Below are 23,187 nucleotides of genomic sequence, written 5' to 3' on the forward strand. Positions count from 1 at the left end.
CAGCCTAGGTACCTAGGGGCGCGGGGAACTGCGCAAAGGGGGGCGAGGGGGCGGAGCCCCCATGCGTGGACGGGAATGGGAAGGGGCGGCGGGGGCGACGAAACGCCTCAGCGGGCCGTGGACGTGACCCGTTCGCTCTCGATCCGCTTCGCGAGCGCGTCCTCCCCGAGCTGATCAAGATGACGGCACAGCACCACGGACCCCCCGGCGGCCAACGCGCCGTACAACCCCGCGCTCAACCCCTCCCACGTGTCGTACGACAACCCGGACAACACCCGCCCCCCGGACCCCGCGAGCCCGAGCACCCCCGCATCCCCCCGAGCCCGCTCGACCACCTGGGCCCCCGAAAACTCCGCCCCCGCGACCACCAGCGCAGCGGACTCCGGGTCCACGGGCCCGTACGGCCGGAACACGTCCCCCTGTCCGGGCACCTCGACCGCGTAGTCCGCGTACCCGGCCGGCACCTGCGCGAAGCGACGCCCCAGCGGCGCGAGCGACAGCGCCACCCGCTCCCCGGAACACGCGAGCCCGGCCTCGAACTGCCCGGGCCCGGCGACCACATGGTCGGCGTCGCCCGCGTCACCCCCGACCTGCGCCACGACCCCCACCGAGGAACACGCGAGGAGCCACACCGCGGTCTGCCAGTGCGCGGGCAGCAGCAGCGCCACCCGTTCGCCGGGCTCGGCGCCCAGTTCGCCCTGGAGCAGATTGGCGGTCTTGGCCACCCAATTGGCGAAGGTGGCCACGGACAGTTCGACTCGTTCGCCCGTGGCGTCGTCGTAGAAGGTCACCAGGGGGCGCGCGGGATCCGTGGCGAGCGCGGATCGCAGCAGGTCGGCAGGGGTGCGGTCGATGGCGGTCACGGGACGCAAGCGTACGCGGGCGGCTGCCCGGGCGGGGGAGACGGGGACACCGGTTCGGCGGAGTGCGACCGACGGTCCGTCATATCCCGGATGGACAGATAAGTCTGACTATGTCCAGGATCAGGGGCATGCGCGCACATCTAGCTTCCTCGATCGCCGTCACCTGTGCGGCCGCCCTGGCCCTCCCGCTGGCCCTGTCCTCGAACGCCACGGCCACCCCCTCGTCGACCCCCGCGGCGACCGAGAGACGGACCACCGGCACTTCGACCAGCGGCACCTCGACCGCCGGCGGCACGACCCCCGGCAGCACCCAGTCCCTCCCGCTCACCCCTCTCACGCACAGCACCCCCCGCACCCCGCCCTCGCCCCCGCCCTCGTCCTCGGGCGACCGCACCCTGCCGCCTCCCGCGCTCGCGCCCGCCCAGGGCCTGGCCCGCCGGGACGTCCGCCACTTCTCCCTCGTGGGTGTCGTCTGGGACAACCCGGACAGCGAACTCCACGGCCGCGTCCAGGTCCGTACCCGCGCGACCGGCACCACGAAGTGGTCCGCCTGGCAGGACGTCGACACCCACAACCACGAGCACGCGGCCGACCCGGACACCGCGGAGCGCGCCTCCGGCCGGGTACGGGGCTCCACGGCACCCCTGTGGGTGGGCGACTCGGACGGTGTGGAGGTCAGGGTCCAGGGCGAGGCGGACGGCCGGACGGGCGCCGACGGAAGAGCCGTCACCGCCGAGCCCCTCCCCAAGGGCCTGCACGTCGAACTGGTCGACCCCGGCGCCGAACCCCCGCCCCAGGGGCCCGAACTGAACGCCCCGCCCCCGGGGGCCCTGACCGCCGAGTCCGCGGCGGCGGCCTCCGCTGTCAACGCCGAGCTCGCGCCCATCGGCGCCACCGAGATCCCGGCCCTGAGCCAGAAGGAGACCCGGGCCGACCTGCTGGAGACCCGTGGCGAGGAGACGGACCAGACCGGTACGACAGGCACGGCGAACGCGACGGGCACGGCCGTCGCCGGGGCCGCGAACCAGCGCGCGAAGCCGTACATCGGCGCCCGTCCGCGCATCGTCACCCGCCGGGGCTGGGGCGCCGACGAGGGGCTGCGGGAGCGGAACTTCAGCTACACGAAGACGGTGAAGGCGGTCTTCGTCCACCACAGCGCCTCGGGCAACAACTACCGCTGTGCGCAAGCGCCTTCAGTCATCCGCAGTATCTACCGCTACCACGTGAAGAGCAGCGGCTGGCGCGACATCGGCTACAACTTCCTCGTCGACAAATGCGGAAACATCTACGAGGGCAGGGCCGGTGGCGTGGCCAAGCCCGTGATGGGCGCACACACGCTCGGTTTCAACAGCAAGAGCATGGGGATCGCCGTCCTCGGTAGTTTCGGCACCGCGAACCCGCCCGCCGCCGCGGTGAAGGCCGTCGCGAAGCTCACGGCATGGAAGCTCGGCCTCTACGGGGCGAACCCGCGCGGCAAGACCTACCTCAAGTCGGGGGGCGGAAATCTGTACCGAAAAGGAAAGAACGTACGACTCAATGTAATCTCCGGTCACCGGGACGGATTCGCCACCGAATGCCCGGGCGGCCGGCTCTACGCGAAGCTCGGCAAGGCCCGTACGACTTCGGCCCGCTACCAGGGACGATGACGTCCGGCCGACGGGAACGGTGCGGCCCGGTACGCCGGGTCGCCCGCGCCCGGCGGCTCCCCACGGCCCCCTCCCAGAGGCGCCCCACAGCCATCGAAACGGTCTGCACACACCGGCCGGTCGAATGACCGTTCCACCGGCCCCAGCAGGAAGCAGAGACGACAGGTGACAGAAGCGATCCTCCTGGTCGGCGGCAAGGGCACCCGGTTGCGCCCCCTCACGGTGCACACGCCGAAGCCGATGGTCCCGGCGGCCGGCGTACCGTTCCTCACGCACCAGCTGGCCCGGGCGAGAGCGGCCGGAGTCGAGCACATAGTGCTCGCCACGTCTTACCTGGCCGAGGTCTTCGAGCCCTACTTCGGCGACGGCTCGTCGCTGGGGCTCCACATCGAGTACGTCACCGAGGAGGAACCCCTCGGCACCGGCGGCGCCATCCGCAACGTGGCCGCCCGGCTGAGATCGGCCCCCGACGACCCGGTCCTGATCTTCAACGGGGACATCCTGACCGGCCTGGACATCCCGGCCCTGGTCGACACCCACCGGTCCTCGGGCGCGGACGTCTCGCTGCACCTGACCCGGGTGACGGACCCGCGGGCGTACGGGCTGGTCCCGACGGACGCCTCGGGCCGCGTCCAGGCGTTCCTCGAAAAGCCCCAGACGCCCGAGGAGATCGTCACCGACCAGATCAACGCCGGCGCGTACGTCTTCCGTCGGTCGGTCATCGACTCGATCCCCGTCGGCCGGCCCGTCTCGGTCGAACGGGAGACGTTCCCGGACCTGCTGGCCGCCGGGGCGCACCTCCAGGGCATGGTCGACTCCACGTACTGGCTGGACCTGGGCACTCCGCAGGCCTTCGTCCGCGGCTCGGCCGACCTGGTCCTCGGCAGGGCGCCGTCCCCGGCCGTCCCGGGCCGCTGCGGAGACCGCCTGGTCCTGCCGGAGGCCACCGTCGCGCCGGACGCCAAGCTCACCGGCGGCACGGTCGTCGGACACGGCGCGACCGTGGGGGAGGGGGCGCGCGTCGTCGGCAGCGCGATCCTGGCGGGCGCCGTCGTCGAGCCGGGCGCGGTCGTCACGGACTCCCTGATCGGCGCCCGCGCCCGGGTGGGCGCCCGCTCGATCCTCACGGGGGTGGTGGTGGGCGACGGAGCGATCGTGGGCCCGGACAACGAACTCCGGACGGGCGTCCGAGTCTGGTGCGACGCCCACATCCCCCAGTCATCCCTCCGCTTCTCCTCGGACCAGTAGAGCTGCACCCAAAGGACTGCGCAGTTCCCCGCGACCCTGAGCCCCTCAGGGGCGCGGGGAACTGCGCAAACGGGGGCGAGGGGGCGCAGCCCCCATGCAGTGACGGGACGGGCAGGGGCGGCGGGGGCGGAAAAAGCCCGCCGACCTCACAGCAGCCCGATATCCCCGCGGGGCATCTTCGGATGCCGCCGAGCCGGCGTACGCCCACTCAACAGGATCAACCGAGCAGCCCGATGCCGCTGCCCCGCATAAGGCTCCAACAACCCCAACATCACGGAGTCGTCCGCCTCCCGATCCCCCGCCAACGCAAACCCCACGATCCCCGGCAGATGAAGGTCCCCGACCGTCACCGCATCCGCCGCCCCATGACTCCGCTGCACCACCTCCGCCGAGGTCCACGGCCCCACCCCGGCCACCACCTCAAGCCGCTCCCGCGCGGCGACCGGGTCGAAGGCCGCGGCCTCCTCCATCCGCCGAGCCACCCGCACGGCCCGCAGAATCGTCGACGCCCGCTTGTTGTCGACCCCGGCCCGGTGCCACTCCCACGAGGGGATCAGCGACCAGACCCGCGGCTCGGGCATGACGAACATGCGCCCCTCCACGGGCCCGGGCGCGGGCACGCCGTACTTCCGCACGAGCAGCCGCCACGCCCGGTACGCCTCGTCGGTGGTGACCTTCTGCTCCAGCACCGACGGAATCAGCGACTCCAGCACCAGCCCGGTACGCGTCAGCCGCAGCCCGGGCCGCCGATGCCGGGTCAGCGCGACCAGCCGGTGCCGGGGCTCGAAGGCGTCGGGATCGTCGGCCTCCCCGAGGAGCAGGGGAAGCCGGTCGAGCAGCCACTCGGCCCCGGGCCCCCACGCCTGTCCGCGCACCACGCCCGCGCGCAGGGACACGCGCAGGGTCCCGGGCCCGACGGGGGTGAGACTGGCCCGCCACACGGACCCGTCCGGAGTCGCACGGAAGGTGGGATCGGCGGGCCCCCGCCGCAACGGCCCGAGCACGAGCCCCAGATCGAGCGGCCACGGCGGCACCCATTCCCGCGTCAGCCCGCCGCCACCGCCGGTCGCCGCGGCCCGGGGCTCGGGCACGGACCCGGGCACCACGACATGCCCGCCGCGCACGGTTGTACGCGTGGGCCGCTGTTCGAAGCGTCCGGCCACGGATGGGTCCTTCGGTAAAGAAGCTGCTCGGGATGCCCGCACCAGGCTAAGCGGCAGTCACCGGTCACCAGTCACGAGCCACCGGCCTCCAGGTCGCCCACAGGTCACCGCACCTCGATGAACGCCCCCGCGTCCCGCCCGGCCCGGGCCTTCGGTTCCTCCGCCGCGTGCCCGACGGCGACGGCCCCCATGGGATCCCAGTTCTCCGGCAGCGCGAGCACGTCCCGGACGACGTCCCGGCAGAACATCGTCGACGACACCCACGCGGACCCGAGCCGCTCCCCGGCGAGCGCGACCAGGAAGTTCTGCACCCCGGCGCCGGTGGCGACCATGAACATCTCCCGCTCGGCCCCGTCGCGCCGGGCGTCGCCGTACGTGTGGGACCCGTCCATGACGAGACACGGCACGACGAGATACGGGGCCCGGCGCAGCACGTCCCCGCGGCGCACCCGCTTGGCGATGGACTCCGCGCTCTTCCCGTCCCGTTCGAGGTCGGCGATCCAGGCGTCCCGCATGGCGTCCAGCAGCCGCGTCCGCGAATCGGCGCTCTCCAGGAGGACGAATCGCCACGGTGTCGTGTGGTGCGGGGCGGGCGCGGTCACCGCCGCGGCCACCGCACGCCGTACGGCACCGGGGTCGACGGGCTCGTCGGTGAAGGCCCGTACGGTACGCCGCTGGGTGACGGCCTCGCGTACGGCCTCGGAGGTGCCGAGCCGGAACATGTCGTCGCGCGCGCCCCGGACCATGCCCCTGGTCCCTTCGTCCTCGCCGCCGTCCGTGCCCACCACGTGGGACAGCCCGCGCACGACGGCGACGGGCAGCCCGGCGGCCTTGCCCTTGACCAGGTCCCCGGCTGCGGCCAGCTCGTCGGCGGTGGCGACGACGGTGGCGCCCAGCGGATTGCCGTGCGCGTCCGTGCCGCCCCGCAGATCGTCGAGCACGCGCACTCCGGCGGCCCCGATGGCGACATCGGTGAGCCCGGTCCGCCAGGGCCTGCCGAAGGTGTCCGTGACGAGGACGCCGACCTCGACACCGAGCGCGTCCCGCAGGCCGTCCCGGAGGGTGCGGGCGGAGGCGTCGGGGTCCTCGGGCAGCAGCAGTACCGTCCCGGCGGGGGTGTTGGAGGCGTCGACCCCGGCGGCGGCCATCACGAGCCCCTGCCGGTTCTCCACGATCCGCAGCGGTCCGCGCCGGGCCACGACCCGTACGGTCTCGGCGTCGATGGCGGCCTCGCGGTCCAGCGCCTCCACGACGCGGCCCTCGGCCTTGGACACGATCTTGGACGTGACCAGCAGCACATCCCCGTCCACGAGGCCCGGCCCGTCCACGAGCCCCGGCCCGGCGGCGGCACCGGTACCGGTACCGGCGACCGCACTGGCGATCAGCTTGGCGAGGTCGTCCCCGGGCCGTACCTCGGGCAGTCCTGGGAGCGCCCACACCCGGTAGCCGGGCGCGTCCGGCGGGAAACCGCTCACCGGCACCCCCGTACCCCGGGACATCTCGTCGCCGTCGCTCAAGCGCCCCGCACCTCCTCGGCCAGCGTCAGTGCCTCGCGGGCCATCTCGGCCGTCGCGTCGAGGTCGGTCATCATCAGCGGGACGGCACGGCACCGGATGCCCGCCCCGGTGACCCGCTCGACGACGTCGGCGTCCACCGTGTCGACCAGCCAGCCGTCGAGGAGCCCCGAGCCGTAGTGCTCGGCGACCGCCGCCGCGGTGGACTCGACGCCGACGGCCGCCAGGACCTTGTCGGCCATGCCGCGCACGGGCGCGTCCCCGACGATGGGGGACAGGCCGACCACCGGGACCCCGGCCTCGGCGATGGCCTCGCGGATGCCCGGCACGGCGAGGATCGTGCCGACGGACACGACGGGGTTGGACGGCGGGAAGAGGATGACGTCCGCGGAGGCGATGGCCTCCAGCACGCCGGGCGCCGGCTTGGCCTGGTCGGCGCCCACGGGCACCACCGCGTGCGCGTCCACGGAGGCCCGCAGCCGTACCCAGTACTCCTGGAAGTGGACGGCCTTGCGCTCGCCGTCGATCTCGACGGCCACATGCGTCTCGACGCGGTCGTCGGACATCGGGATCAGCCGGACGCCCGGCTTCCAGCGGTCGCACAGTGCCTCGGTGACGGCGCTGAGCGGATATCCGGCGCTCAGCATCTGCGTACGCACGATGTGCGTCGCGAAGTCCCGGTCGCCCAGTCCGAACCAGGAGGGCCCGGCGCCGTAGGCCGCCAGCTCCTCCTTGAGGTGGAACGTCTCGTCGGCCCGCCCCCAGCCCTGTTCCTCGTTGATACCGCCGCCGAGCGTGTACATCACCGTGTCGAGGTCCGGGCAGACCTTCAGCCCGAAGAGGTGGATGTCGTCCCCGGTGTTGCCGATGACGGTGATGTCCGCGTCCGGCGCGGCCTGCTGGAGACCACGCAGGAACCGGGCACCGCCGATGCCGCCTGCCAGAACCACAATGCGCATGGCATGCAGTCTTGCAGGCGGCTACGACAACGCGTCAGCCGGTTACGACAACGCGTCACCGATGACCGCGCCACCGACGACGGCGACGCGGGCGACGGCGACACGGACGACCGCGACGTGGCGGCCGGTCACAGGGCCTCGGCCATCGAGCACCGGGCGTTGGGTGTTCCCCCGGCCGAACGCAGGTGCGACTGGGGGTGCATCGGCATCTCCGTCAACCCGGGGTGGTAGACGTGCAGGCTCATGGCCGGTTCGAGCGAGTCGTTGACGACCTCGTGCGCGTAGCCGGGCGCGAACACCCGCTGGCTTCCCGCGGTCAGCGCGCGCGTGCCCCGTTCGGTGCGCTCGGTCAGCGCCCCCTCCAGGACGGTGAGCACACCGGAGGAGGGGCCGTGGTCGTGCAGCCCGCTGCCCTGCCCGGGGACCCAGGACAGCAGCCACACCTCGTAGCCGGGGCCGGTGCGCAGCCGGTGGTACCAGCGGGAGGCCGCGTCGTAGCGGACGAGGTGCTCCCACTGGGAGCGGTCGGCGGCGATGGAGCGGGCGAGGCCGACGAACTCGGCCACGGTGGACGGGTGTTCGCGCGGCGGCTGGAGGAGGTGCGGTACTTCGAGGATGTCGCCGGCGATCTGGAGGTCGCTGTCGCTGTTCATGGGGTGCGGTGGTTTCCTCGGCGGAAGAGAGTGCTGGAGGTCTGGGATGTCACGTACCGGCCGCCCGGATCGCGGGCGTGAGGTGTGCCCCGGTGAGGGCGGGCCCTGGTACGGGCGGGAGGGACCAGCGGCCGGTCTCAGTGGACTCGGCGGCAGCGGGAGCGCGGTGAGCTCAACAGCTGCGACAGCAACAGCTACAGCGAGCGTGGACAGCACCGAGGGACCCGGCGGTGCGGGTCGAGGTGAGTGCCAAGTTCGCGAGCATGCCCACCAGCACACCGGTTCACACCCGCACTGTCAACTTGACGTCCGATATGTGGGAGATCTTTCACCTCTTCCGGGCCACCTCGGAGGTGAAAGGTTTGTGCAGGAGGTTGCCGGGACACATGGCGCACAACCGGGCGCACGAACCTCGGCGCGACCCCACGATCCCTGTGTGATCCCAGTGATCCACATGTGATCCGGTTCGCTTCGTCGATCGTGTCGGAACGAGATCGAACTCCTGGGCGTCTTCCTCTGTACAAGTCACGTGCGGAGACGGCGTCCCACTGGCTCCCTTTCGGCTGTCAGGGTTTATGCCGATTTGAACACTTTCCGCATAGCCTTGGTTCCGCAGAGTGAATAAGGGGCCCAATAGCAGATCTCGGCTTGACTGGGCCGGAGCAGCGCAATTGTAATTTCACTCGTGTCGTTCAGCCGAAATCGGTAGCGGCAGCATCACGGGGACGCGAGACGGACGAGGGGCGCACATGACCGAGCTGTTTCAGGAACTGCTGGTCGACGAGGCCGAAGAGGAGATCGGCTGGCAGGAGCGGGCGCTCTGCGCGCAGACCGACCCCGAGTCCTTTTTCCCCGAGAAGGGCGGCTCCACCCGCGAGGCGAAGAAGGTCTGCCTCGCCTGTGAGGTCCGCTCGGAATGCCTTGAATACGCCCTCGCCAACGACGAGCGCTTCGGTATCTGGGGCGGTCTGTCCGAGCGTGAGCGGCGTCGTCTGAAGAAGGCCGCCGTCTGACCGTGGCTCGACAGGGACGAGAAGTGACCTGATCGCATCCGGTCGCACTTCGGTTACACTCTGATCGTGTTCCGATCGAACGGCGCACACCCCTACGTAGTGATACGTAACGCACGGCCCGTCGCGGGTGGCTTGTCCACAGGCGGCGGGCCGCGCCGTTGTGCAGCCGTTAGTGTGGGCCTCCGTCCGAGACGCCCCGTGATCCCCTCAAGGACACAGGCGTCCACCGCAGTCCAGCGAACCGGGGCCCGTACCTCGATGTCCGTGCACAGCCATTCGGCAGGTCAGTACGACACTGCCCCCGCAGCGTTCGACCCGGCCGGCCCGATGGTGTCCGATCCCGGTCGCCCGCCCGAGTTCCCGAGGCACGTGGTCACCGCCGTGCTCGTCTCGCACGACGGTGCCCGCTGGCTGCCCGACGCCCTCTCCGGGCTGCTCGGCCAGGAGCGCCCCGTGCAGAACGCCGTGTCGGCCGACACCGGCAGCGCGGACGCCTCCGCCCAGCTGGTCACCGACGCCCTCGGCGCCGACCGGGTGCTCCACCTCGCCCGGCGCACGGGCTTCGGCCAGGCCGTCGAGGAGGCCGTCCGCATCGCGGGCGTACTGACCCCGGAGGAACTTCCGTACCTGAAGCGCCCCAGCGGCTGGGACCCCGTCACCCGCACCTGGCGCGACGACGCGTACGACATGCCGGAGCTGCCGCACGGCGAGCCCGAGCAGTGGCTGTGGCTCCTGCACGACGACTGCGCCCCGGAACCCGACGCCCTGGCCCAGCTGCTGCGCGTCGTGGAGAACGAACGGGAACTGGGCAAGGACGTCGCCGTCATCGGCCCCAAGCTCCGCGGCTGGTACGACCGCAGGCAGCTCCTCGAAGTCGGCGTGACCATCGCCCACAGCGGCCGCCGCTGGACCGGCCTCGACCGGCGCGAGCAGGACCAGGGCCAGCACGACCACGTGACCCCCGTACTGGCCGTCTCCACCGCGGGCATGCTGATCCGCCGCGAGGTCTACGAGGAGCTGGGCGGCTTCGACCGCAGGCTGCCCCTGATGCGTGACGACATCGACCTCTGCTGGCGCGCCCAGTCCGCGGGCCACCGCGTCCTGGTCGCCCCCGAGGCGGTCGTACGGCACGCCGAGGCGTCCTCCCGCGAGCGCCGCACCGTCGACTGCGTGGGCCGCACCTCCGCCTCCCCGCACAAGGTCGACAAGGCGGGCGCCGCCTACACCCTCCTCGTCAACGCCCGCACCGCGGTCCTTCCCTGGATCCTCGTGCGGCTCGTGCTCGGCACCCTGCTGCGCACGGTCGCCTACCTCGTCGGCAAGGTCCCCGGGCAGGCGGTCGACGAGATCCGCGGCCTCCTGGGCACCCTGCTGCGCCCCGAGCGCATCATCGCGGGCCGCCGCAGGCGCGGCACCCCGCAGGTCGACAAGGACGAACTGCGCGCGCTGTTCCCGCCCCCCGGCGCCACCGTCCGGGCCACCGTCGAACAGGCCGCGGGCAACCTCGTGGGCCGCTCCGACCCCGAACTGAACGCGGCGGGACGCCACGGCAGCGCGGTCGAGTCCGGACCGGGCGGCGACGACGCCGACTTCCTCCAGGTCGAGCAGTTCGCCCGCCTCAAGCGCGTCGCCCGCAAGCCCGGGCCGATGGTCTTCGTGGTGCTCCTCTTCTTCACCCTCATCGCCTGCCGTGAACTCCTCGGCGGCGGTGCCCTCGCGGGCGGCGCGCTGCTGCCCGCCCCCGCGGACTCCTCCGAACTGTGGGCGCGCTACCTGGACGGCTGGCACCCCGTCGGCGCCGGCGGCACCCAGTCCGCGCCGCCCTACCTCGCGCTCGTCGCCATGCTCGCGAGCGTGCTCTTCGGCTCCGCCGGACTCGCGGTCACCGTCCTGCTGATCGGCTCGGTACCGCTGGCCGGCTTCGCCGCCTACTTCGTCTCCCGGCCGCTCGTCGAGTCGCGCCTGCTGCGCGCCTGGGCGTCCGTCGCGTACGCCTTCCTGCCCGCCGCCACCGGCGCGCTCGCCGGCGGCCGTCTCGGCACGGCCGTGCTCGCCGTCCTGCTGCCCCTCATCGCGCGCGCGGGCATCGCGGCGAGCGGTCTCGCCTCGGAGTCCGGCCGCGGCAGCTGGCGTGCCACCTGGGCGTACGCGCTCCTGCTGACGCTGGCCACCGCGTTCACGCCGATCGTGTGGCCCCTCGCGCTGGTGCTCGGTGTCGCCCTGGCGGTCGTGCGCCGCGGTGACATCGCCGCCTACGGACTGCGCTTCCTGGTCCAGCTCGGCACCCCGCTGCTGGTCCTCGCGCCCTGGTCGCTCACCCTGCTCCCGTTCGGCTTCTTCCAGGAGGCCGGCATGGAGTACGAGGCGGGGGCGGCCTCCGCGCTCGACCTGCTGGGCGCGAGCCCCGGCGGACCCGGCACGGTCAGCGGGCTGATGCTCATCGGCATCGTGTGCGCCGCCGTGGCCGCCCTGATGCGCGCGGAACGGCAACTGGGCATCTGGGCCGCCTGGACGGCCGCACTGGTGGCGCTCGTCTTCGCCGCCCTCTCGAACGGCTCCACCTGGGCCGGACCCGCCACCCTCGTCTACGGCCTCGCCTTCCTCGCCGCCGCCGCGCTCGGCGCCGACGGGGCACGCTCGCGCGTGGCCGAGCAGAGCTTCGGCTGGCGTCAGCCGGTCGCCGTCCTCATCGCCTTCGCCTCGGCCGCCGGGCCCCTGCTCATCGCCGCCGGCTGGATGATCCGCGGCGCGGACGGCCCCCTGGAGCGGCGCGATCCCGTCCAGGTGCCCGCGTTCGTCGCCGAGGAGAGCGGCACCCGCGACCAGGCCCGCACGCTCGTCCTCGGCAGCGACACGGAGTCCAAGGTCGGCTACACCCTCGTCCGCGGCTCCGGCGCCCGCCTCGGCGACGCCGAACTGGCCGCGGCGGACGGCGAGAACAAGATCCTCGACAAGGTCGTCGCCAACCTCGTGGCGGGCTCCGGCGCCGACCAGGCCGACCAGCTCGGCGGTTTCGCCGTGCGGTACGTCCTGGTGCGCGACGGCGCGCCCCGCGAGGTCGGCCGCGTCCTGGACGCCACCCCGGGCCTGAGCCGGCTCAGCCAGCAGGACGGCAGCGCCCTGTGGCGCGTCGACCGGCAGGTCGCGCGCGCGGCCGTCGTGCCCGCTTCCGGCGACCCGCAGCCCATCGCCGCGGGCCCCGTCGAACTGCACACCAAGATCTCCGCCGGTGCCGAGGGCCGCGTCCTGCGCCTCGCGGACACCGCCGACGAGGGCTGGACGGCCACCCTCGACGGGAAGCCGCTCACCAGGACCACGGTCGACGGCTGGGCCCAGGGCTTCGAACTGCCCGCCACCGGGGGCCGCCTCGACGTCACCTTCGAGGCACCGTTCGGCCACACCGGCTGGCTGTGGGCCCAGGGCGCGCTCGCCCTCGTCCTCGTGGTGCTCGCACTGCCGGGCCGCCGCCGCGACGTCGACGACGACCTCCCCGAGGAGGACGTCGTACCCGTCGAGTCCGCGTCCGGCGAGGGCCGCAGGGCCCGCCGTCTGCGCGCCCAGGCGGAGGCCGAACAGACGGAGCAGGCCGAACAGGGTACCCAGGCCGAGCAGCCTGAGCAGCCCGACGGCTTCCCGCCCGCTCCGGGGGAGGCCCCCGTGGTCGCCCCGGTCCCGCAGCAGCAGTCCTACGACGAGTGGGACGCGACGACGTACGGCGCCGAGTACGGCACCTACGAGCAGCAGCAGTACCAGGGCGCCCAGCAGTACCCCGCGGGCACCTACGAACAGCAGCAGCAGTACCAGGCGGACCCGTACCAGGCGGACCAGTACGACCCGTACGCGGCGTACGGCACGGGGAACGGGGGGTACGACCCGGCGCAGACGTACGGCCAGGGCTACGACCACGCGTACGACCAGCAACAACAGCAGCAACAGCAGCAACAGCGACAGCAACCGCCGCACGGCACCGACAGTGAGCGCCCCGACGGGAGCCAGCAGTGAACCGCACCACCGTGTCCCTGATCGCCGGCGTGACCGCGCTCGCCGCCGTCACCGGCTTCGCCTCGATGTCCGAGCCGCAGGCCGCCGGGGAGGACACGGCCAAGGCGGCCGCCCAGCTGCCCGTGGAGCGCACCAGCCTGCTCTGTCCCGCTCCCAGCACCTCGGACCTCGCCGAGACCGCGTACACGTCCTTCACGCCCGTCACCAAGGGCACCGGTACGGGCGGCAAGGCCGAGCTGGTGGCCGCGGGCGCGCAGTCGGCCGACGGGACCGCCGACGAGGACGAGCAGCAGGACGGCGAAGAGGGCGACAAGAAGGACGGCGAGAAGGACGGCAAGAAGGAGAAGCCCGTCCTGACCCCGAAGGAGCCCGGCAAGCCGGTCACGGGCAAGGCCTCCGGCGCCGAGTCGCCCGCGCTGGTCGGCACCGCCGAGGGCAGGTTCGCACCCGGCTGGGCCGTCCAGCAGACCACCGAGGTCGAGGCGGGCACCGGCCGCGGCCTGCTCGGCACCAGCTGCTCGGCCCCGGACACCGACTTCTGGTTCCCTGGCGCCAGCACCGCCAAGGAGCGCACGGACTACGCGCACCTGACCAACCCCGACGACTCCGCCGCCGTCGCCGACATCGAGCTGTACGGCAAGGACGGCGTCCTGAAGTCGACGGTCGGGGAGGGCATCAAGATCCCGCCGCACTCCAGCGAGTCGGTGCTCCTGTCGACCCTCATCGACAAGCCGGAGACCAACCTCACCGTGCACGTCACGGTCCGCAGCGGCCGGGTGGCCGCCGCCGTCCAGGCCCTGGACGACACGCTCGGCGGCGACTGGCTCGCCCCTTCGGCCGCTCCGGCGGACAGCCTCGTCCTGCCGGGCATCCCGAAGGACGCCACCTCCGTACGGCTGGTCGTGTTCGCGCCCGGTGAGGCCGACGCCGACCTGAAGGTGCGGCTCGCCTCGCCGACCGGCACGATCACCCCCGCCGGGCACGAGACGCTGCACGTGAAGGCCGGTATGACGGCCGCCGTCGACCTCGGCGACGTCACGCGCGGCGAGGCGGGTTCCCTGCTGCTGGCGCCGACCGGGAAGGCCACCCCCGTCGTCGCGGCCCTGAGGGTCGTACGCGGCAAGGGCGACAACCAGGAGACGGCGTTCATCCCGGCCACGGGCCCGGTGGGCGCGCGGGCGACGGCCGCCGACAACCGCGCCAAGGGCTCCACGCTCTCCCTGGTCGCCCCGGGACGCGGCGCGAAGGTCAAGGTCACGGCCTCCGCGGGCAGCGAGGGAGGGACGGCCGCCTCGAAGACGTACACGGTCAAGGCCGGCACCACGCAGAACGTCGAGCCGCCCGTGCCCGCCGGCCTCAAGGGCACCTACGCGCTCACGGTGGAGCCGCTGTCCGGCGGGCCCGTCCACGCGTCGCGCATGCTCGAAGCGGCCGAGGGGGACGTGCCGATGTTCACCGTGCAGACCCTCCCGGACGACCGGGGGACGGTGAAGGTGCCGGAAGCCGAGCAGGACCTCTCGGTGCTGCAGAAGTAGGGCGGCGCCGGCGCTCGGGGGAGTAGCCCGGACCGGACCGTCCGGGCTCAGTCCTCGCCGTAGCGGGGATCGACGGTCTCCGGTGTCAGGCCCAGCACCTCGGCGACCTGTTCCACCACGACCTCGTGCACCAGCGCGGCCCGCTCGTCGCGGCTCTTGGTGCGGATCTCCACGGGGCGCCGGTAGACGATGACCCGGGCGGGCCGGCCCTCGTGCGCCGGAGTCGTACCGCCCAGGGGCACGGCCTCGTCGCCCCAGCCCTCGTCACCCGCCGGATCGAACCGGGGCACCTCCAGCACCATGAACTCGATGTCGGAGAGCTGCGGCCACCGCCGCTCCAGCCGCTCCACGGAGTCCTGGACCAGATCCGCGAACACCTCGGCGCGACTGGCCGAGAGGGGCACCTGCGGCGGCGCCACGGGCCCACGCATCCCGCGCCCGTGTCGATCACGACGACGGGGCCTGGGTTCGGCGGGAGGGGGCGGTACGGGGTTGTCCATCACTGACGAAGAGTAGTCCCCGCGCCCTGCCGCCGCCCGCACACGGCACGCGCCCCGACCTCGGCCACGGACCGCCGCCCCGTACGCCTCCGGGGCCCCGCGTCCGGCAGGTCGCAGGAGCAGGTCGCAGGCTGAGCATTCCGGCCAAGCTCGGGCTGGAATCCGTATTCTCCAGGACCGCATGTTGTGCGGAGATCGACAGCTTTTGAGCGGTCTCGTGACCACTCCCGGGTCCGTCCGACACCTCGTCAACACCCGTACCAGCAGGTCGAACAGGCGCGCCGGACACCTCCTGTGTCAGGCGTCACAGCGCGACACGGGGGAGTGGGCCGGGGAGGAGTCGTCGCGGCCCGCTCAAGAGTGCGGTACCGTCCAACATCGTGAGCCCTGTACGTCGCTGTTCGCGCACCGCTTGCGGCCGTCCCGCCGTAGCGACGCTGACGTACGTCTACGCCGACTCGACCGCGGTCCTCGGCCCGCTCGCCACCTACGCCGAACCTCACTGCTACGACCTGTGCGCCGAGCACTCCGAGCGCCTCACCGCGCCGCGTGGCTGGGAGGTCGTCCGGCTCGCCGACGCCTCCGCCCCCTCGCGCCCCAGCGGTGACGACCTGGAGGCGCTCGCCAACGCGGTCCGCGAGGCGGCCCGCCCGCAGGAGCGGCCCACCCGCGCGGGCGGCAGCAACGCCCGGGGCGCCGATCCGATGGAGGTCGCCCGCCGCGGCCACCTCCGGGTCCTGCGCTCACCGGACTCCTGAACCCTCCCTCTTCGCGGGGGACTTCCCCTGGTGTGTCCCCTGTGCCCCGTGTGCATTCGGTGCACGTTTCGCTCAGTGGCGCACGACCATTGACGTGCGCTTGTCGCGGACACGACGATTTTCCCCGGCCCGTGAGAAATTGATTTCCGCATAGCGGAATCGGGGGAGGCTCCGTGTACGTCCAGGAACTTGAGCCCTTGGCCGACTCGCTCGGTCTGTCCGCGCTCGTCGCGACCCTGCCCCTCGTTCTCGTCCTCGTCCTGCTGGGCGGGGTCCGCATGAAGGCGCACCTGGCCGGCCTCATCGGTCTCGCGGCAGCGGCCCTGGTCGCCACGCTCGCGTACGGCATGCCCGTGGGCCAGACCCTCTCCAGCGCCGCCCAGGGAGCGGTGTTCGGCCTCTTCCCCATTCTGTGGATCGTCGTCAACGCCCTCTGGGTCTACCGGATGACCGTCCGTACCCGGCACTTCGACATCCTGCGCCGCTCCTTCGGAAGGCTCTCCGACGACCCGCGCATCCAGGCGCTCGTCGTCGCGTTCTGCTTCGGCGCGCTTCTGGAGGCCCTCGCGGGCTTCGGCGCGCCCGTCGCGATCTGCTCCGTGATGCTCGTCGCGCTCGGCTTCGACCCCGTCCGCGCCGCGGTGGTCGCGCTGGTCGCCAACACCGCGCCGGTCGCCTTCGGGGCGATGGGCACACCGGTCGTGACGCTCGCCCAGGTCACCGACCTGCCGCTGGACACCGTCGCCTCCGTGGTGGGCCGCCAGACCCCGCTGCTCGCCCTGGTGGTGCCCCTGGTGCTGGTCTTCCTGGTGGACGGCCGACGCGGTCTGCGCGAGACCTGGATACCCGCTCTGGCCTGCGGATTCGCCTTCGCCGTCGCCCAGTTCGCCGCCTCCAACTACGTCTCCGCGCAACTCGCCGACATCGGGGCCGCCCTGGCCGGCGCGGGCGCGCTGATGGCGGTGCCGCACGCGCGCAGGCCCGCCGCCGAACCTGTACGGGCCGCCGTCCTGACGGGCACCCGCAGCGAGGACCTGGACGAGGAGGACCCGCGCCGGGAAGTACTGCGCGCGTACGCTCCGTACGCACTGATCGTCGTGATCTTCTCCATCGCCCAGATCCCGCCCGTCAAGGACCAGTTGGCGAAGGCGACCCGGGTCTTCGACTGGCCCTTCCTGAACGTCGTGAACCCGGACGGCGACCCGGTCGGCGGCAATGTCTTCACCTGGCCGATCGTGTCGACCGGAGGCACGCTGGTGCTGCTCGCCGGCGTGTGCACGGCGGCCGTTCTCGGGGTGCACGCGCGCGTGGCGGTCAAGGAATGGGTGGCCACCGTGCACGAGTTGCGGTTCGCGATCCTCACCGTCACCTCCGTGCTGGCGCTCGCCTACGTCATGAACCTGTCCGGACAGGCGGCCACGATCGGCCACTTCGTGGCGGCGGCCGGCGCCGGACTCGCCTTCCTGTCACCCGTCCTCGGCTGGTTCGGCGTGGCCGTCTCCGGTTCGGACACCTCGGCCAACGCGCTCTTCGGCGCCCTCCAGGTGACCGCGGCGAGGGAGTCGGGACTGTCCCCGGAACTCCTCGCCGCCGCCAACAGCTCGGGCGGTGTCCTGGGCAAGATGATCTCCCCGCAGAACCTCACCATCGCCTGCGCGGCGGTCGGCCTCGCGGGCCGGGAGGGCGACCTGCTGCGCAAGGTGCTGCCGTGGAGCCTGGGACTTCTGCTGGTCATGTGCCTGATCGTCGTCGGACAGAGCTCCCCGGTCCTGGAATGGATGCTTCCGTAGGTCCGCCCGAGGACCGCATGGGCGTACGGGTAGTTTTGGGACCTCTGCAGAGGACTGGGTCGAGTACTCGGTCGAGGACTCAAGGCTCTAGGAAGGCTGGCCGTGGCCGCTGATCTGTCGCAGCTCGTGAAGGCGTACGACGTACGCGGGGTGGTCCCGGACCAGTGGGACGAGACGCTGGCCGAGCTGTTCGGTGCCGCCTTCGTGCAGGTGACGGGAGCGGACGCGATCGTGACCGGTCACGACATGCGCCCCTCGTCACCCGGTCTGTCCCGGGCCTTCGCACGCGGCGCGGCGGCACGCGGCGTCGACGTCACCGAGATCGGGCTCTGCTCCACGGACCAGCTGTACTACGCGTCGGGGGCGTTCGGCCTGGCGGGCGCGATGTTCACGGCCTCGCACAACCCGGCCCGGTACAACGGCATCAAGATGTGCCGGGCGGGCGCGGCCCCCGTCGGCCAGGACACCGGCCTCACGGAGATCCGCGAGCTGGTCGAGTCGTGGCTCGACGCGGAAGCCCGGACCTCGCAGGCGCAGACCTCGCAGGCCCCGGCCTCCGCAGCCGCCGCCCCGGACGCGGCACCCGGCACGATCACGGGGCGCGACACGTTGGAGGACTACGCGGCGCACCTGCGCGGCCTCGTCGACCTGACCTCGATCCGCCCCCTGAAGGTCGTGGTGGACGCGGGCAACGGCATGGGCGGACACACGGTCCCGACGGTCTTCGCCGGCCTGCCCCTGACCCTCGTCCCCATGTACTTCGAGCTGGACGGCACCTTCCCGAACCACGAGGCGAACCCGCTGGACCCGGCGAACATCGTCGACCTCCAGAAGCGCGTCCGCGAGGAGGCGGCCGACCTCGGCATCGCCTTCGACGGCGACGCCGACCGCTGCTTCGTCGTCGACGAGCGCGGCGAGCCGGTCTCCCCGTCCGCGATCACGGCCCTGGTCGCCGCCCGCGAGCTGGCCAGGAACGGCGGCAAGGGCACGGTCATCCACAACCTGATCACCTCCTGGTCGGTCCCGGAGGTCGTCCGCGAGCACGGCGGCACTCCGGTACGCACCCGGGTGGGCCACTCCTTCATCAAGGCCGAGATGGCCGCGTCCGGGGCGATCTTCGGCGGTGAGCACTCCGCGCACTACTACTTCAAGGACTTCTGGAACGCGGACACGGGCATGCTCGCCGCGCTCCACGTCCTGGCGGCCCTGGGCGGCCAACAGGGCACCCTGTCCGCCCTCGTCGCCCAGTACGACCGCTACGCCGGCTCGGGCGAGATCAACTCCACGGTCGACGACCAGACGGCCCGCCTCGCCGCGATCCGGGCGGCGTACGAGGGCCAGGAGGGCATCACCCTCGACGAACTCGACGGCCTCACCGTCACGGCGCCCGACTGGTGGTTCAACGTCCGCCCCTCCAACACGGAACCGCTGCTGCGGTTGAACGCGGAGGCGCGGGACGGGGGGACGATGGAGAGGGTGCGCGACGAGGTGCTGACGATCATCAGAGGCTGAGGGCTCCTGATTTTCAGCCCGTCCGGCGTTTGAGGACGAGCGCGCAGCGCGATCCCGGGGGGGCGAGGGGGCGCAGCCCCCATGCAGGTACGGGAAGGGCAGGGGCGGCGGGGGCGAAGACCCCCCGCGCCCACCCCCACGCAGCGGTACCCTGACCAGGCCACATCCCACCACCCGCCCACCCCGAACCCACCCCCGAAGGGACCCGACATGCCGCTAGAAGCCGGCCTCCTGGAGATCCTCGCCTGCCCGGCCTGCCACGCCCCCCTCAAGGAGGCCTCCTCCGAAGAGCAGGAGGCCGAGCTGATCTGCACGGGCAAGGACTGCGGCCTGGCCTACCCCGTCCGCGACGGCATCCCGGTCCTCCTCGTCGACGAGGCCCGCCGCCCCGCGTAGACCCCCGCCGGTCACAGAGAAGCGACCCGCGGAAGCGACCCCCGCAGAAGCAACCCCGCCCGGCGTCCGGAGGCTGCCACCATGTTCGACGAATCACTCCTCGACGACCCGGAGGCGCTGGCCCGCGCGGACCGGCGGGACCTGCTCCGCGGTGCGGCCGAGGCGGGCGCCCGCGTACGCACCGCCGTCCGGCACGCCACCGAGGCCGGCATCGCCGAGCTGAAGCCCGACGGCCGCCCGCGCGCCATCCTGACCGCGGGCCCCGGCCTCGCCGCCACCTGCGTGGCCGACCTCCTCGGCTCGCTCGCCGGCGCCGCCTGCCCCGTCACCCGGCTCACCCCCCGCGGAGTGGCCCCCGCCGCGGGCGCCCTGATCTGGGAACTCCCCAGCTGGGCGGGCCCCGTGGACCTGCTCCTGGTCGCCACCCCGGACGGCAGCGAACCCGGCCTCTCGCTCCTCGTCGAGCAGGCCTACCGGCGCGGCCTCACCGTCGTCGCCGTCTGCCCGCCCCGCACCCCGCTCACGGAGGCGGTGGCCGTGGCCCACGGCCTCTCCGTACCGATGGCGACCGCCCCCTACGAGCCGCAGGCCCCCACCACCGCCTCGGCCCCGGGCTCCCTCTGGGCACTGCTCACCCCGCTGCTCGCCCTGCTCGACCGCACCGGCCTGCTGTCCGCGCCGCCCGACGCCCTGGAGAAGGTCGCCGACCGTCTCGACCAGGTCGCGGAGCGCTGCGGCCCGGCCATCGCGACGTACAGCAACCCCGCCAAGACGCTCGCGTCCGAACTCGCCGAGGCACTCCCGGTGATCTGGACCGAGGGCGATTCCGCGGGCCCCGCGGGCCGCCGCTTCGTCGGTGCCCTGGCCGAACTCGCGGGGCGCCCTGCCCTCACCGCCGAGCTGCCCGAGGCACTGGCCGCGCACAGCGTCCTCCTGGCGGGCACCCTGGCCGCGGGCGCGGACCCCGACGACTTCTTCCGCGACCGGGTCGAGGAGGCGCAGGTCGTCCACGCGCGCGTGGTCCTGCTGCGCGACCGCCCGGCCGGCGGCCGCACCGCCGCCCCGGCCGCCCGCGAACTGGCCCTCAGCCACGACACGGCGATCAGCGAACTCGAACCGGAGGAGGGCGGCGACCTGGAAACACTCGCCGAACTGATCGCCGTCACGGATTTCGCCGCCGTTTACCTGGCGCTCGCCTCGACGGCCTGACCTTGAGCCACACCTCCTGAACCTTGAGCCACGCCTTCCGAACCTTGAGCCACGCCTCCTGACCGGAGCACGCGTACCAGCGCACGTACGGAGAAGAAGACAGAGCATGGACCGCCTCGACAACACCGTCCGCCCCTACGCCTGGGGTTCCACCACGGCCATCCCGCGGCTCCTCGGCACCGAGCCGACCGGCGAACCGCAGGCCGAGATGTGGATGGGCGCCCACCCGGGCGCGCCCTCACGCACCCCCCGCGGCCCCCTCACCGAGGTGATCGCCGCGGCCCCCGAGCGTGAACTGGGCACCGGGGCGGTCGCGAAGTTCGGCCCGCGCCTCCCCTTCCTGCTCAAGATCCTCGCCGCGGGCGCCCCCCTCTCCCTCCAGGTGCACCCCGACCTGACGCAGGCCAAGGAGGGGTACGAGGACGAGGAGCGCCGCGGTGTCCCGATCGACGCACCGCACCGCAACTACAAGGACGCCAACCACAAGCCCGAACTGATCTGCGCGCTCACGGAGTTCGACGGCCTGTGCGGCTTCCGCACCCCGCTGGAGGCCGCCGGGCTGCTGTCGGCCCTGGAGGTCGACTCCCTCAAGCCGTACGTCGACCTGCTGCACGCGCACCCCGAAGAGGCCGCGCTGCGCGAGGTGCTGACCGCAGTACTTACTGCCGATCCCGAGCTGATGGCCACCACGGTCACCGAAGCCGCCGCTGCCTGCGCCCGGCTCGGCGGCGCCCACGCCCCGTACGCCTCGATCGCGCACCACTACCCCGGCGACCCGGGTGTCATCGCCGCGATGCTCCTCAACTACGTACAACTGCAGCCCGGTGAGGCCCTGTTCCTCGGCGCCGGTGTGCCGCACGCGTATCTGAACGGCCTCGGCGTCGAGATCATGGCCAACTCCGACAACGTGCTGCGCTGCGGACTCACCCCCAAGCACGTCGACGTCCCCGAACTCCTGCGCATCGTCCGCTTCGAGGCGGGCGACGCGGGCGTCCTGCGCCCCGAGGCCTCCCCGGACGGCGAGGAGGTCTACGAGACCCCCATCGACGAGTTCCGCCTCTCCCGGTACGTCCTCCCGGCGGGCGGACCCGCCCGCGACCTCACCCGCGGCACCCCGCAGATCCTGCTGTGCACCGCGGGCTCCGTACGGACGGGCGACGTCACGCTCGTCCCCGGCGGATCCGTGTTCGTACCCGCGGACGAAAAGGCGGAAGTCTCCGGAAGCGGGACGATTTTCCGGGCCACGGTCGTCGTCTGAGGGAATCACCGGGCCTCACTGCGGCGGCCCGGCGTTCCGGGGCCGGTCCGGGCTGCAACAATGGCCCACCGCAAAGGGCAGGCAAAGCGCGGGACGGCGGCCTGACGGCGGCCGACCGGGGCAGCCGGGTGACAGACGAGCCAGTCGAGCGGCAGTCGAGTGGCGGACGAAGGGACATCGGGAGCACATGAGCGCGTCAGGCGGCACCAAGGCGATCGTGGCGGCACTCGCCGCCAACCTCGCGATCGCGGTAGCGAAGTTCGTGGCGTTCCTCTTCAGTGGTTCGTCGTCGATGCTCGCCGAGTCCGTGCACTCGCTCGCCGACTCCGGCAACCAGGGACTGCTGCTCCTCGGCGGCAAGAAGGCCAAGCGCGAGGCGACCCCGCAACACCCCTTCGGCTACGGCCGCGAGCGCTACATCTACGCCTTCCTCGTCTCGATCGTCCTGTTCTCGGTCGGCGGCATGTTCGCGATCTACGAGGGCTACGAGAAGATCAAGCACCCGCACGAGATCGAGCACTGGTACTGGCCGGTGGGCGTCCTCGTCTTCGCGATCATCGCCGAGTCCTTCTCCTTCCGGACGGCCATCAAGGAGTCCAACCACACGCGCGGCAAGCAGTCCTGGAAGGACTTCGTACGCCACGCCAAGGCACCCGAGCTGCCGGTCGTCCTCCTGGAGGACCTGGGCGCGCTGGTCGGTCTGGTCCTCGCGCTCGGCGGTGTCGGCATCGCCCTCGCCACCGGTGACGGCGTCTGGGACGGTATCGGCACCCTCTGCATCGGCATCCTGCTCATCGTCATCGCGATCGTCCTGGCCGTCGAGACCAAGTCGCTGCTCCTGGGCGAGGCCGCGGGCATCGAGGCGGTCCAGAAGATCGAGGCCGCGATCGTCGACGGCGACACGGTCACCGGCATCATCCACATGCGCACGCTCCACCTCGGCCCCGAGGAACTGCTGGTCGCCGCCAAGATCGCCGTGGAGCACGACGACACCGCCGCCGAGGTCGCCTCGGCGATCAACGCCGCCGAGTCCCGTATCCGCGAGGCCGTCCCGATCGCCCGCGTCATCTACCTCGAACCCGACATCTTCAACGAGTCCGAGGCCGAGAAGGGCCCCGACCCGGAGGCCACACCGGGCGGCCCGTCACCGACCGCCGAACACTGATCT

At 72.5% G+C, this 23,187-nt stretch carries 18 protein-coding genes; 12 read left to right on the forward strand and 6 right to left on the reverse strand.

Annotated elements, in window-relative coordinates; translation table 11 throughout:
- Window positions 1-107: 107 nt before the first annotated feature.
- A complete protein-coding gene (locus ACFVH5_RS33395) occupies window positions 108-863 on the reverse strand; it encodes a TIGR03089 family protein (protein WP_385837450.1) in 756 nt (251 codons plus the stop codon).
- Between the two features lie 110 nt (window positions 864-973).
- Between ACFVH5_RS33395 and ACFVH5_RS33400 the strand changes: the two genes are divergently transcribed.
- Window positions 974-2,509, forward strand: coding sequence for a peptidoglycan recognition protein (locus ACFVH5_RS33400; RefSeq protein ID WP_385837451.1), 1,536 nt, complete (start codon window positions 974-976; stop codon window positions 2,507-2,509).
- 165 nt (window positions 2,510-2,674) lie between these two features.
- Window positions 2,675-3,757 carry a sugar phosphate nucleotidyltransferase gene (locus ACFVH5_RS33405; RefSeq protein WP_384801384.1) on the forward strand — a complete coding sequence of 361 codons (1,083 nt, stop codon included), beginning with the start codon at window positions 2,675-2,677 and terminating at the stop codon, window positions 3,755-3,757.
- Window positions 3,758-3,903: 146 nt separating this feature from the next.
- Here ACFVH5_RS33405 and ACFVH5_RS33410 read toward each other — a convergent pair whose 3' ends face one another.
- From ACFVH5_RS33410 to ACFVH5_RS33425, 4 genes are all read right to left on the reverse strand, one after another.
- On the reverse strand, window positions 3,904-4,920 hold the full coding sequence (locus ACFVH5_RS33410) for a DNA-3-methyladenine glycosylase family protein (protein ID WP_385837452.1): 1,017 nt from the start codon (window positions 4,918-4,920) through the stop codon (window positions 3,904-3,906).
- 104 nt (window positions 4,921-5,024) lie between these two features.
- Complete coding sequence (locus ACFVH5_RS33415) at window positions 5,025-6,419, reverse strand: coenzyme F420-0:L-glutamate ligase (protein WP_385837466.1); 1,395 nt, start codon at window positions 6,417-6,419, stop codon at window positions 5,025-5,027.
- 14 nt (window positions 6,420-6,433) lie between these two features.
- Entirely contained in the window at window positions 6,434-7,393 is a 960-nt protein-coding gene (gene cofD, locus ACFVH5_RS33420) for a 2-phospho-L-lactate transferase (protein ID WP_366788042.1), read from the reverse strand.
- Between the two features lie 128 nt (window positions 7,394-7,521).
- Window positions 7,522-8,046: a cysteine dioxygenase gene (locus tag ACFVH5_RS33425; protein WP_385837453.1), complete on the reverse strand. Its 525-nt coding sequence runs from the start codon at window positions 8,044-8,046 to the stop codon at window positions 7,522-7,524.
- Between the two features lie 749 nt (window positions 8,047-8,795).
- Here ACFVH5_RS33425 and ACFVH5_RS33430 point away from each other — a divergent pair.
- The 3 genes from ACFVH5_RS33430 to ACFVH5_RS33440 all read left to right on the forward strand — a co-directional run bounded on the left by ACFVH5_RS33430 (window position 8,796) and on the right by ACFVH5_RS33440 (window position 14,596).
- Window positions 8,796-9,059 (forward strand): WhiB family transcriptional regulator, encoded by a 264-nt coding sequence (locus ACFVH5_RS33430; protein WP_107022476.1) that lies wholly within the window; start codon window positions 8,796-8,798, stop codon window positions 9,057-9,059.
- Between the two features lie 258 nt (window positions 9,060-9,317).
- The gene (locus ACFVH5_RS33435) at window positions 9,318-13,061 is read left to right on the forward strand and encodes a glycosyltransferase (protein ID WP_385837454.1); all 3,744 of its coding nucleotides are present in this window, start codon (window positions 9,318-9,320) and stop codon (window positions 13,059-13,061) included.
- Window positions 13,058-14,596, forward strand: a complete 1,539-nt coding sequence (locus ACFVH5_RS33440; RefSeq protein WP_385837455.1) for a DUF5719 family protein — start codon at window positions 13,058-13,060, stop codon at window positions 14,594-14,596. Before ACFVH5_RS33435 ends, ACFVH5_RS33440 begins: the two co-directional genes overlap by 4 nt.
- Window positions 14,597-14,643: 47 nt before the next feature.
- Here the strand turns inward: ACFVH5_RS33440 and ACFVH5_RS33445 are convergent, their stop codons facing one another.
- Window positions 14,644-15,096 (reverse strand): metallopeptidase family protein, encoded by a 453-nt coding sequence (locus tag ACFVH5_RS33445; RefSeq protein WP_210890115.1) that lies wholly within the window; start codon window positions 15,094-15,096, stop codon window positions 14,644-14,646.
- 380 nt (window positions 15,097-15,476) lie between these two features.
- On the opposite strand from ACFVH5_RS33445, the gene ACFVH5_RS33450 reads away from it, so the two are divergent.
- The 7 genes from ACFVH5_RS33450 to ACFVH5_RS33480 all read left to right on the forward strand — a co-directional run bounded on the left by ACFVH5_RS33450 (window position 15,477) and on the right by ACFVH5_RS33480 (window position 23,184).
- Window positions 15,477-15,854, forward strand: a complete 378-nt coding sequence (locus tag ACFVH5_RS33450) for a DUF3499 domain-containing protein (RefSeq protein WP_199855081.1) — start codon at window positions 15,477-15,479, stop codon at window positions 15,852-15,854.
- A 173-nt stretch (window positions 15,855-16,027) separates the two neighbouring features.
- Window positions 16,028-17,644 carry an L-lactate permease gene (locus ACFVH5_RS33455; protein ID WP_385837456.1) on the forward strand — a complete coding sequence of 539 codons (1,617 nt, stop codon included), beginning with the start codon at window positions 16,028-16,030 and terminating at the stop codon, window positions 17,642-17,644.
- A gap of 102 nt (window positions 17,645-17,746) precedes the next feature.
- Window positions 17,747-19,156 (forward strand): phosphomannomutase/phosphoglucomutase, encoded by a 1,410-nt coding sequence (locus ACFVH5_RS33460; protein WP_385837457.1) that lies wholly within the window; start codon window positions 17,747-17,749, stop codon window positions 19,154-19,156.
- A gap of 210 nt (window positions 19,157-19,366) precedes the next feature.
- The gene (locus tag ACFVH5_RS33465; RefSeq protein ID WP_107022483.1) at window positions 19,367-19,552 is read left to right on the forward strand and encodes a Trm112 family protein; all 186 of its coding nucleotides are present in this window, start codon (window positions 19,367-19,369) and stop codon (window positions 19,550-19,552) included.
- Between the two features lie 81 nt (window positions 19,553-19,633).
- Window positions 19,634-20,761, forward strand: a complete 1,128-nt coding sequence (locus ACFVH5_RS33470; RefSeq protein ID WP_385837458.1) for an SIS domain-containing protein — start codon at window positions 19,634-19,636, stop codon at window positions 20,759-20,761.
- Window positions 20,762-20,867: 106 nt separating this feature from the next.
- Complete coding sequence (gene manA / locus ACFVH5_RS33475) at window positions 20,868-22,019, forward strand: mannose-6-phosphate isomerase, class I (protein WP_384815110.1); 1,152 nt, start codon at window positions 20,868-20,870, stop codon at window positions 22,017-22,019.
- Between the two features lie 187 nt (window positions 22,020-22,206).
- Window positions 22,207-23,184 (forward strand): cation diffusion facilitator family transporter, encoded by a 978-nt coding sequence (locus ACFVH5_RS33480; protein WP_385837459.1) that lies wholly within the window; start codon window positions 22,207-22,209, stop codon window positions 23,182-23,184.
- Window positions 23,185-23,187: the final 3 nt, after the last annotated feature.

The organism is Streptomyces sp. NPDC127119 (genome assembly GCF_042677425.1).
Lineage (GTDB): Bacteria > Actinomycetota > Actinomycetes > Streptomycetales > Streptomycetaceae > Streptomyces.